Genomic DNA, 10,753 nt, shown 5'->3' with positions numbered 1-10,753 from the left:
CACCCTCCCGCACGACGTGGCCGAAACGGCGACCGCCCAAGCCAACTGGCGCTTCTGCCAGAAATGCTTCTCCATGTTCTTCTCGGGCTACCCGACCTACGGAGTGTGCCCGGCCTTCGGCGCCCACAGCGCGCAAGGGTTCAACTTCGTCCTCCCGCACCTGTAGGCAAGGCACGAACTCGCCGCACGCGATGCACGGCCCGTCACCACCGCGGGGCGCGTCGGGAATTCACCCGTCACCGTCCACCTCGCCTGCCCGGCTCCGCTCGGACACGCGGCGACGGACCGGGATCCGGAGGTCCCGCGCCGGTGGGCCGAAGACACGGCCCGCCGCGGGGCCGCCGGGGCGGTCGCCCGGTCGGCGCGAGCCGGCGGGGACGGGCGCGAGCCGGCGGGCGCCCTGGTGGGTGACGGCGGGCGCCCTGGTGGGTGACGGCACGGCCGGCTGCGGGCGGGCGTCGGGACGGCCACGATCTACCGTCACTTCCCGACCCGGGCGGATCTCGTCACGGCCGTCCACCGCCACCAGATCGAGGCATGCGCCCAGGCCGGCCCGGACCCGCTGGCCGGCGCCGACTCCCCGTTCGACGCACTGCGCCAGTGGATCGACCTCTTCGTCGACCTCCTCGTCACCAAGCACGGCCTCGCCGACGCCCTGCTGTCCGACGACGACCGCTTCGCCGCGCTGCACGCCTGCTTCCTCGACCGCCTGCTGCCCGTCTGCGTCCACCTGCTCGACGCCGCGGTCGAGGCCGGCGACATCAGACCCGGTACGCAGCCGTACGAACTGATGCGCGGCATCGGCAATCTCTGCATCGGACGCGACGACGACCCCCGCTACGACCCCCGACGCCTGATCGCCCTCCTCCAGGGACTCCGCACGCCCGACGCGCCCTGACGCCGGCGAACGGGCCCATCGTCCGCCGTGCCTGTTCCCGGGTGAGCGAGAGGGCGTGGACCCCGGCACCGCCGCCGCTTCCGGCCCGGGCGATGCGCGCGACCGCTCAAGATCGAGTACGGCCTTGCCGAGCTCGTGGGAAAAGGGTTTGAGCGAGGCGGAGCCCCGCTGCTACTTTCGCGGCGGACCGTGAAGTCGTCGTAGGGAGGTGAGCCCCGTGCACACAGTCACCCATGGGTGCTCCCTCCATCCGTCACGGTCCGGCGGCTGACGTCCGGTGTCGCCAGGAGCGCCTGAGATCGAGGCACTCCCAGGAGGAGACTCCGATGAACACGAAGCCTTTCCCCCCTGGCCTGGGCGAGAACGCGGTGGTGGTCACGCGCGTCGCGGACAGGCAGTGGCACGCGCTGGACGACGATCTGGTGGTCGGCCGCGGGCATGCGGAACACCGGCCCGACGGACGCCTGTTCGTCAGCATCGACGCCTGGCACGACGCCGCCTTCGACCGGCTCGCCGAGGCGATGTCGGCGCAGCTGCCGGCGCCGCTGTACACGGTGGTCGACGAAGCCGACGTCGAGCTGACGGCCGGCTGGCGACGGGCCGGTTTCACGATCCGGCGCCGCGAGTGGGAGTACGTCGTGCCGACCGACCCGCGGGTCACCGGGCTCGAAGCAGTCCTGCCGCCTCCGGGCGTGACGATCGTGCCCGCCGGTCAGGCGGACGAGAGTCTGCTGCGGGCGGTGGACCGCGCGATCCGCGACGAGGTCGAGGCGACCGTCGGGTGGCGGTCGATGCCCGCGGAGGTGATTCCCCGCCCCGAAGGCGACACCGTCGTCGACCCGTCGGCGTACGCGGTGGCCGCGGCGCCGGACCGCTACCTGGGCCTGATCCGGGTGGTGAGGGTGAAGCGGCCGCGCATCGGGCTGGTCGCGGTCCGGGCCGGCGAGCAGCGCCGCGGCATCGCGCGGGCGCTGCTGGCCCACGCGCTGGGGACGCTGCACCGCTCCGGGTCCACCGCGGCCTGGACCGAAGTCCACGCGTCCAACCGGGCGGCCTCGGCGCTGTTCGAGGGCGTCGGCGCCCGGCCGCTGAGCAGCAACCTGGAGCTGGTGCGATGACGAGGAACAAGAACGTCATCGAAGTCGAGGGCAAGGTCGTCGAGTGCCTGCGCAGCGCCATGTTCACCGTGGAGCTCGAGAACGGCCACCAGGTGCTCGCGCACATCAGCGGGAAGATCCGCAAGAACTACATCAAGATCATGCTGGAGGACCGGGTGCTGGTGGAGCTCCCGCCGTACGACCTGACGCGCGGCCGGATCGTGTTCCGGTACCGGAACTAGCGGCGGTCGGCGCCTTCCGCGACAGCTGACCCCGGGGCCCCGGTCACGGCGTTTCCGTGACCGGGGCGCCGGTGACGATGCCGCCGCCCGGGACGACGCTCCCCTGCGCCGGTCCCGGGCGGAGGGATCCAGGACGTCCTGACCCCCTCCGCACCGCGGCCTCCGCCTCCCGCAGGAACGCGCGGCCGGCCACGGTGGGCACCGGTCCGGTCGGCGTGCGGGCGAACAGCCGCACGCCGCGTTCCCGCTCCGGGCCGCGGATCCGCTGGGACCGCCGGCGCGGGACGCACCCGCGCACCTGCCTGCTCGTCGGCCTGTGGCACCCGGAGACCACCGTCCCCGAGCGGAAGGCGCTCGTCGCGGCCGTCACCGAGATCCGCGAGCTCCTGGGCGAGGAGTGACCGCGAGGAGGGAGGCCGAGGCGGCGGCCCCTCTCGTCACCACTCCACGGGCACGGCCACCGCATCGACGCTCACCCTGCCGGAGTCGCGGAACCACAGGTCGAAGCGGACCGTGTCCCCGGCCTTCAGTTCCGGCGGATCCATGACCATCACGTCGACGCCGTACGGGGTCATGTTCACGCGACTCCGGGCCGGGATCGTGAGGGCGTCGAGCGGTTCCATGCGTCCCGCCCCGTCCTTGGTGACCCGCCGGCCCAGCATGGTGACCCCGAGGTCCGGTGAGGAGACGGACGTCAGCACATCGCCGGCGGCCCCGGCATTGCTGATGTCGAAGAAGGCCGCCGTGCTCTCGGAGTTGGGCGGCACGAAGATGCGGGCGTTGCCGACGCCGATCCGTGCCGGCGGTTCGCCGGCCGCGCCCGTCGTCGTGTAGGCCGTCAGCAGCGCCAAGGCCGTCGCGCAGGTGACCACGGGTACCAGAGCGGCGCTCAGCGCACCGGCGGTCACCCGGCGCCAGGGCGGCGAGGAGCGTTCGGCCGGATCGGTGGACGAGGCGGAACTCATCGGATCTCCTCCAGGGACGAGACGGTGTCGCCGTCCGCCGCGGACGGTGGTGGGGGACCTCCCTTGCCGGCGGAGGCGGAGCGGTAGCCGTGCCCGGCGGGCGCATAGGTCCGTAGCCGCAGGCTGTTGACCACCACGAGGACCGAGCTGGCGGACATCGCCGCGGCGGCGAACATCGGGGTGAGCCAGCCGGTGGCGGCCAGGGGAACGGTGACGACGTTGTAGCCGAAGGCCCACGTGAGGTTGGCGCGGATCGTGCTCAGGGTCCGACGGGTGAGCTGTACGGCCGCCACCACCGCCTGCATGTCCTCGCGCACGAGGGTGATGTCGGCGGCGCCGATCGCCGCGTCGGCTCCGCTCCCCATGGCGATGCCCAGGTCGGCCGTGGCGAGGGCGGCGGCGTCGTTGACCCCGTCGCCGATGACCGCCACACGGCTCCCCTCGTCCCGCAGTTTCGTGACGATGTCGGCCTTCCCCTCCGGGGTGACCTCGGCGTGCACCTCGTCGATGCCGACCTGCTCGGCCACGGCACGGGCGGCGGCCTCGCCGTCGCCGGTCACCAGAACGGGCTCGATGCCCAGCTTGCGCAGGCGCCGTACGGCGGACCAGCCGGAGGGCCGCAGTGTGTCGCCGACGGCGAGGACACCGACCGGGCGGCCGTCCTTCTCGACGACCACGGCCGTGCGGGCGGAGGCGCGGGCGTCGTCCAGGGCCTGCCGGAGGGGGACCGGGAGCGGGGTGTCGGGGCGCGGGCGGCCCACCACGATCTCGTGGCCGTCGACCCGGCCGCTCACGCCGGCTCCGGGAACGGCGCGGAAGCCGGCCACCGGCGGCAGCCGGTCGCCGTCCGCGGCCCGGCGGGCGGCGGCGGCGACGGCCCGGCCGATGGGGTGCTCGGAGCCGTACTCGACCGCCCCGGCCAGTCGGAGGATCTCGTCCGCGTCCTCCTCGGCCACCACCGTCGTCCCGGCGAGCGTCATGCGTCCGGTGGTGAGGGTGCCGGTCTTGTCGAAGACCACGGTGTCGATGTGCCGCAGCCGCTCCAGCGCTTCCGGCCCGCGGAGCAGGACGCCGAGCTGGGCGCCCCGGCCGGTGGCGGCCATGAAGGCGGTCGGGGTGGCCAGGCCGAGAGCGCAGGGGCACGCGACGACGAGGACGGCGACCGCCGCGGTCACGGCCGCCGAGGCGTCCGCCCCGGCGCCGAGCCAGAACCCCAGCACCGTGCACGCCACGGTCACGATCGCGGGGACGAAGACCCCCGCGACGGCGTCGGCCAGCCGCTGGACGCGCGCCTTGCCCGCCTGCGCGTCGCTCACCAGCTCGGTGATCCGGGCGAGCTGTGTGTCGGCGCCGACCGCCGTGGCCCGGACCACCAGCAGCCCGCCCGCGTTGACGGCACCGCCCACCACGGCCGATCCCGGCCCGACCTCCACCGGGACGCTCTCGCCCGTCACCAGTGAGAGGTCCAGGGCGGAGCTGCCGTCGGTGACCACACCGTCCGTGGCGACCTTCTCCCCCGGTCGTACGAAGAACTCCTGACCGGCCCGGAGCGCGGAGACCGGCACGCGCCTGCCCTGGTCCCCCTCCCTCAGCTCGACGTCCTTCGCGCCGAGTTCGGCGAGCGCCCGCAGCGCCGATCCCGTTCCCCGCTTGGCGCGTTCTTCCAGGTAGCGGCCGGCCAGCACGAACAGCGGCACGCTCACGGCCGCTTCCAGGTACAGATGCGCGCTTCCGCTGCCGGCCTCGGGCACCAGGCTGAACGGCATGCGCATGCCCGGCTGCCCCGCGCCTCCGAAGTACAGGGCGTACGCGGACCAGGCGAAGGACGCGAGCACGCCGAGGGAGACCAGGGTGTCCATGGTCGCCGTGGCGTGCCGCAACCCCTTCAGGGCCCGCTCGTGGAACGGCCACGCGCTCCAGCCCACGACCGGGACGGCCAGGTTGAAGCACAGCCACTGCCAGTGGGTGAACTGCAGGGAGGGCACCATGGAGAGCAGGAGCACAGGCAGCGACAGCAGCGCCGTGAGCAGCAGCCGTCCCCCGTCGCCGACGCCCGCGCCGGTCGTCCGCTCCGCGCGGGCCGCGTCCGCGTGCTGCTCCTCGGCGGGCGGCGGCGGGAGTTCGGCCGTGTAACCGGCGCTCTCCACGACGGAGACGAGCTGCAGGGCGGTCACCGACGCGGGATGGGTGACGCGGGCCCGCCCGGTGGCCAGGTTGACGGTCGCCGTCACGCCCTCGACGCGGCCCAGCTTCTTCTCGACCCGGCCCACGCACGCGGCACACGTCATGCCGCCCACCAGCAGATCGGTGGTCGCGTCCGGCTCCTCGGCCGTCCCGCGGGGATCGGCGGTGGTCATCGGTTCACCCGCACTTCGCGGTCGACCGGCCCGAGACCGTGCATCCCCGGCATGTCCGGCTCCCGCGGCTCCTCGGACGCCGGCACGGTGCGGTGCATGCCCGGGGCCACCGGACCCGCCATGCGTCCCACGGCGTACGACACCGCCGTCAGTGACACGAGCAGGACGACGAACCCGAGCAAGGCCGGCGGGACGAACAGAGCACGCTTCCACTTCTCCATGCGCACATACGGTAGGGGGGTACCCGCCCCCTCGCCCGCATCGGGCGTGTGACAAAAAACGTCGGCATCGCCGGGAACCAGTCGGCCCCACCGTCCGACTCCCTTTGAATGCGCGTTTTTCCGCCCATTCGAAATATCGCACAGCGCATCGCCTCGGACGATATCGAAGGACGACTCGGCCCGTTTATACAGGTGTCGAATCAGCCATCCGCGATCCGGCGGGATTCGACCGGGAAGGCTGGAACTGGCGGACACCGCCGGCCGGCCCGCCGCACGGGGAACCCGGCCGTCCGCTCTACGTGCACATGCCAATCACTCCCCTCGGCCTCTCCATCCTCGTGTTCACCTGGCATGTTCCAGGCCCGGATTCACGAGCAGTCGTCTCGGGAGTTCGACCTTCAATGAAGAGGTGAACGACTCTCACAACCAACTCACAAGCCAGTCCGAAAGTGAGGGGAGAGCGGTTGTGGCGGGCACAGGAGGTGAGCCACGATCCCGGGGTGAGCCGCCGCCCTGTTTCAGGGGACGGATTCTTAGGGGGAATCTTTCCGCAATGCCTGCAGTGAATTCGCCGTCCGCTCCTTCGCACCAGCGCCTCGGGTGGCCGCTTCTCGTCCTGGCCGCCGCGCAACTGGTCATCTCGCTCGACTACAACATCGTGTACGTCGCCCTCCCCGACATCGGCAGCGCGCTCGGTTTCTCCGGGCAGGACCTGCAGTGGGTGGTCAGCGCCTACGTCGTGACGACCGGCGGGTTCCTGCTCCTCGGCGGCCGGGCCACGGACCTGCTGGGCCGGCGCAGGGTCTTCGTCGTCGCCGCCCTGCTCTACGCGGTCTCCTCGCTGGTGGGCGGGTTCTCGGAGTCGGCGGGCGCGCTGGTCGCGGTGCGCGCGGTGCAGGGCATCGGTGGTTCGCTGCTGTTCCCCGCCGCCCTCTCCCTCGTCAACACCCTGTACGAGGAAGGTCCCCGCCGTAATCGGGCGCTGGCCGCGTGGGGCGCCGCGGGGGCCGGCGGGCTGTGCTTCGGCTCGCTGCTGGGCGGAGTGCTCGTCGACGCCTTCGGCTGGCCGGCGGTGTTCCTCGTCAACGTCCCGCTGGCCGGTGCCATCGCCCTGGCCGGAACGTTTCTCTTCCCGGCGGACGGTCCCCTGTCCCGGCAGCGGGACTTCGACCTCCCGGGCGCCCTGACCGCCACCACGGGCATCACGCTGCTCGTCTTCGTCCTCATCCACGCACCGGAGGCCGGCTGGAGCAGCCGCGGCGTCCTCCTGTGCGCGGCGCTCGCGGTGGTCTCGCTGTCCCTGTTCGTCCTTGTCGAGACCCGATCCCGAGCCCCGCTGACGCCGGGGCACCTCTTCCGCCACCGCGGCCTGCTGGGCGCCATGGCGCTGACCGCGCTGTTCAGCGCCACGTTCAGCTCGCTGCCGTACTTCCTGACCCTCTACTTCCAGACCGTGCACGGCTACAGCGCGACGGCCACGGGGGCCGCCTTCCTCGTGCCGGCCGTCGTGGTGGCCGCCGGAACGAAGGCGGGCGAGAGGGCCGTGGCCGCGCTGGGCGTCCGGACCATGCTGCTGGGCGGCATGGCGACCGGCGCCGTCGGCGCCCTGCTGCTCGCCCTCGCGTTCGGCGCCGACGGCTCCTACGCGCGTCTGCTGCCCGGCATCGTGCTGATCAGCCTGGGGCAGGGCGCCACCTGGACGGGCATGTGGATCGCGGCCGCGACCGGCATCCCCGCCCGGGACCAGGGCATCGCCTCGGGCCTGGCCTCGACCACGCTGCAGGTGGGCGGCGCCGTGGGCCTGGCCGTCCTGGTGGCCGTCGCCGGCGCCGGCGGCCACGGTCCGGCGTCCGCCGGTCTGCTGGACGGAATCCGGACCGCCGTCTACGTCATCACCGCCGGAATCTGTCTCGGCGCCGTGGCACTGCTGCCCTTCCGCAGGCGTGCGGACGTCTGAGCACGCCCGTTCCCCCTCTCCCCCGACCGTTCCGTCCCCGACATCCCTCCCCCGTGCCCGGAGACCTAGGAGCCCCTGTGCCCAGCACCCTCGACCGACCGGTCGGCATGCCCGCCCCTCCCGCCCCGGCTCGTGATCGTGCCGCTGTCCTGTGCGGGCTCGCGGGCTGGCTCCCGCCGCGTGTCGTGACCAACGAGGAACTCTCCCGACGGCTCGACACCAGCGACACCTGGATCCGCTCCCGTACCGGAATCGCCCGGCGCCACTTCGCCGCACCCGGCCAGGCCACCTCCGACCTGGCGGTGGAGGCGGGCCGGCGGGCCCTGCGGTCCGCAGGCGTGGCCGACGTGGACGCCGTCGTCGTCACGACGACGACCCCCGACCGCTCCTGCCCCGCCACCGCCCCTCTCGTGGCCGACCGTCTCGGGCTGACCGGGGCAGCGGCCTTCGACGTCGGCGCCGTCTGCACCGGGTTCGTCTACGGGCTGGCCTCGGCCGCCGGACTCGTCGCGGCCGGAGTGGCCGACCGCGTACTGCTGATCGGCGCCGACACCTACTCCACGATCGTCGACCCGCACGACCGGACCAACGCGATCATCTTCGGCGACGGCGCCGGAGCCGTCGTGCTGCGCGCCGGCCACGCCGACGAACCCGGCGCCGTCGGCCACTTCGACCTCGGCAGCGACGGCGCCGGCGAGGACCTGATCATGGTGGCGGCCGGTGGTTCACGGCAGCGCTCGGCACCGGGTCCGGTCGCCGCGCCGGATCACCACCTGGCCATGCGGGGCAGGGAGGTCTTCCGTCACGCGGTCACCCGCATGACGGCCTCCGCCCGCGCCACGCTCACGCTGGCCGACCACAAGGTCGACGACGTCGACCGCATCGTCCCCCACCAGGCCAACCTGCGCATCCTGCGCTCGGTGGCGGAGGACCTCGGACTGCCCCCGGAACGACTGGTGACCAACATCGAGTCCGTGGGCAACACCGGCGCCGCGTCGATCCCGCTCGCCCTGGCCGATGCGACCGCCCGGCACACCATCCACGCGGGCGAACGCGTGCTGCTCACCGCGTTCGGCGGCGGGCTCACCTGGGGGTCCTGCCTCCTGACGTGGCCCGCTCTCGCCCGGACCGATCACCCGCACGACACAGGAGGAACACAGGAGCCATGAGCACCACCTACGACCACCTGGTCGAGATCGTCTCGAAACTGCACGACGCGCCGCGCGACCGGATCAGCCCGGACATCACCTTCGCCCAACTGGACGTCGACTCCCTGACGATGGTCGAGATCAGCATGCGCATCGAGCGCGAACTCGGCGTCCACATCGACGACAACGTCCTCCAGGAGGACCTCACCCTCGGCGCGACCACCCGACTCATCGACTCGAAGCTCGCCCCGTAGCCACCGCCACCACCGCCACCACGACTCCACCGAGAGCAGGGACCATGCAGATCAAGGACGTCACGGGCCAGCAGATCGGCGCCACGGTCGAAGGGTTCGACCACGCCGCCGCCTCCGCGGAGGACATCGACGCCATCAAGGCGGCCGTCTACACGAAGAAGATCGTCGTCCTGAAGGACCAGGACCTCGCGCCCCGTCAGTTCCTCGAACTCGGCCGGCGGTTCGGCCGTCCCGAGACCTACTACGAGCCGATGTACAAGCACCCCGAGGTCGAGGAGATATTCGTCTCCTCCAACGTGCCCGAGGACGGCAAGCAGATCGGCGTGCCGAAGACCGGCAAGTTCTGGCACGCCGACTACCAGTTCATGCCCGACCCCTTCGGCCTGACGTTCATCTACCCGCAGGTCGTCCCGGAGAAGAACCGGGGGACCTACTTCATCGACATGGGCAAGGCCTACGAGCAGCTTCCCGAGGACCTCAGGAAGGAGGTGGCGGGCACCTTCTCCCGGCACTCGGTGCGCAAGTACTTCAAGATCCGGCCCTCGGACGTCTACCGGCCGATCTCGGAGGTCGTCGAGGAGGTCGACACCAAGACGCCGCCGGTGGTGAAGCCCAGCACCTTCGTCCACCCCATGACCGGCGAAACGGTTCTCTACATCAGCGAGGGCTTCACCATCGGCATGGAGGACGAGGACGGCAAGCCGCTGGAGACCGACCTGCTCCAGCGCCTCTTCGAGGCGACCGGCCAGCTCGACGACTCCTTCGATCACCCCAACATCCACCTGCAGACCTTCGAGAAGGGCGACCTCCTGGTCTGGGACAACCGCAGCCTGATCCACCGCGCCCGGCACACCACCACCCCGGAACCGACCGTCTCCTTCCGGGTCACCGTGCACGACGAGCACAAGCTCTACGACGAGGCCGCGTGACATGCGGACGTCCGCACCGCACAAGCCGTCGTCGCAGGACTACGACAACGACGACGCACTGCTCCCCCAGGTCCTGCGGCCGTACAAGGCACACTGCAAGTACCTCCGCTCCGCGGCGGTGAGCACCCGCTCCAGCCTCGTGTCCGCGCGCTGCGAACTGGCCATACCGGAGTCCTGCTACATCGACGACACCGGCCACCTCAACGCCGTCGAGGTCAACATCAGCTACAACCAGATGATGTACTACACCGTCGCCAAGGCGGTGAAGGAGGGGCTGCTGGAGGAGTTCGCCGGCTGGACCCTGGACGACTACTGGCGCCATCAGCTGCCGGACATCCTCATCGCCCGCTTCAGCGGCAGCTTCCGGCGCCCCATCGACGCGCGTTCCTTCTCCGGGGAGATCGAGTTCCTGTCCGTCGAGCGGCGCTCGCCGGGCGGCGAACCGCTGCTCGTCGCCGACACCGCCTACCGGTACTGGGACGACGCCGGCGGGCGGTGCGACGGCACCGTGAAGCTCGCCTTCGTCAACGCCCCGTAGACGCACGGCAACCGCACCTCGGCGTGGGGCCCCCCCCGCGGGGGGGGGCCCCCCCCCCCCCCCCCCCCCGACCCCCGCCGCCCCCCCCCCCCCGCGGGCCCCCCCCCCCCCCGCCCCCCCCCCGCAAAAATAAACCACCCCCCCAAC

General features: G+C 72.2%; 11 protein-coding genes and 1 pseudogene. 9 read left to right on the top strand and 3 right to left on the bottom strand.

Annotated features, from left to right (window positions below; all coding sequences use genetic code 11):
- Positions 1–448: 448 nt before the first annotated feature.
- The 4 genes and pseudogenes from ACH4F6_RS15205 to ACH4F6_RS15190 form a co-directional block, all read left to right on the top strand.
- Positions 449–898, top strand: a pseudogene (locus tag ACH4F6_RS15205) (TetR/AcrR family transcriptional regulator); the annotation flags it as partial.
- Between the two features lie 326 nt (positions 899–1,224).
- Positions 1,225–2,016: a GNAT family N-acetyltransferase gene (locus ACH4F6_RS15200; protein WP_397960599.1), complete on the top strand. Its 792-nt coding sequence runs from the start codon at positions 1,225–1,227 to the stop codon at positions 2,014–2,016.
- Positions 2,013–2,237: a translation initiation factor IF-1 gene (gene infA, locus ACH4F6_RS15195; protein ID WP_007386266.1), complete on the top strand. Its 225-nt coding sequence runs from the start codon at positions 2,013–2,015 to the stop codon at positions 2,235–2,237. Before ACH4F6_RS15200 ends, infA begins: the two co-directional genes overlap by 4 nt.
- A gap of 215 nt (positions 2,238–2,452) precedes the next feature.
- On the top strand, positions 2,453–2,638 hold the full coding sequence (locus ACH4F6_RS15190; protein WP_397960598.1) for a hypothetical protein: 186 nt from the start codon (positions 2,453–2,455) through the stop codon (positions 2,636–2,638).
- Between the two features lie 36 nt (positions 2,639–2,674).
- On the opposite strand, the gene ACH4F6_RS15185 is transcribed toward ACH4F6_RS15190, so the two are convergent.
- The 3 genes from ACH4F6_RS15185 to ACH4F6_RS15175 are packed head-to-tail and all read right to left on the bottom strand — an operon-like array spanning position 2,675 to position 5,780.
- Positions 2,675–3,202 carry a copper chaperone PCu(A)C gene (locus ACH4F6_RS15185; RefSeq protein WP_397960597.1) on the bottom strand — a complete coding sequence of 176 codons (528 nt, stop codon included), beginning with the start codon at positions 3,200–3,202 and terminating at the stop codon, positions 2,675–2,677.
- Entirely contained in the window at positions 3,199–5,559 is a 2,361-nt protein-coding gene (locus ACH4F6_RS15180; RefSeq protein ID WP_397960596.1) for a heavy metal translocating P-type ATPase, read from the bottom strand. The genes ACH4F6_RS15185 and ACH4F6_RS15180 overlap by 4 nt, the downstream gene beginning before the upstream one ends.
- A complete protein-coding gene (locus tag ACH4F6_RS15175) occupies positions 5,556–5,780 on the bottom strand; it encodes a hypothetical protein (RefSeq protein ID WP_397960595.1) in 225 nt (74 codons plus the stop codon). Before ACH4F6_RS15175 ends, ACH4F6_RS15180 begins: the two co-directional genes overlap by 4 nt.
- A gap of 553 nt (positions 5,781–6,333) precedes the next feature.
- On the opposite strand from ACH4F6_RS15175, the gene ACH4F6_RS15170 reads away from it, so the two are divergent.
- The 5 genes from ACH4F6_RS15170 (at position 6,334) to ACH4F6_RS15150 (ending at position 10,606) form a co-directional block, all read left to right on the top strand.
- Entirely contained in the window at positions 6,334–7,737 is a 1,404-nt protein-coding gene (locus ACH4F6_RS15170) for an MFS transporter (RefSeq protein WP_397960594.1), read from the top strand.
- A 107-nt stretch (positions 7,738–7,844) separates the two neighbouring features.
- Positions 7,845–8,906, top strand: coding sequence for a beta-ketoacyl-ACP synthase III (locus ACH4F6_RS15165; RefSeq protein WP_397960737.1), 1,062 nt, complete (start codon positions 7,845–7,847; stop codon positions 8,904–8,906).
- A complete protein-coding gene (locus tag ACH4F6_RS15160) occupies positions 8,903–9,139 on the top strand; it encodes an acyl carrier protein (RefSeq protein WP_397960593.1) in 237 nt (78 codons plus the stop codon). Before ACH4F6_RS15165 ends, ACH4F6_RS15160 begins: the two co-directional genes overlap by 4 nt.
- A gap of 44 nt (positions 9,140–9,183) precedes the next feature.
- Positions 9,184–10,068, top strand: a complete 885-nt coding sequence (locus tag ACH4F6_RS15155; protein WP_397960592.1) for a TauD/TfdA dioxygenase family protein — start codon at positions 9,184–9,186, stop codon at positions 10,066–10,068.
- Position 10,069: 1 nt separating this feature from the next.
- On the top strand, positions 10,070–10,606 hold the full coding sequence (locus ACH4F6_RS15150; RefSeq protein ID WP_397960591.1) for an FcoT family thioesterase: 537 nt from the start codon (positions 10,070–10,072) through the stop codon (positions 10,604–10,606).
- The last annotated feature ends 147 nt before the right edge of the window (positions 10,607–10,753 follow it).

This window comes from Streptomyces sp. NPDC017936 (assembly GCF_044328485.1).
Classification (GTDB): domain Bacteria; phylum Actinomycetota; class Actinomycetes; order Streptomycetales; family Streptomycetaceae; genus Streptomyces.
Note: the sequence above shows the minus strand (reverse complement) of the source record. Positions and strands in the feature narration are given on the sequence as shown.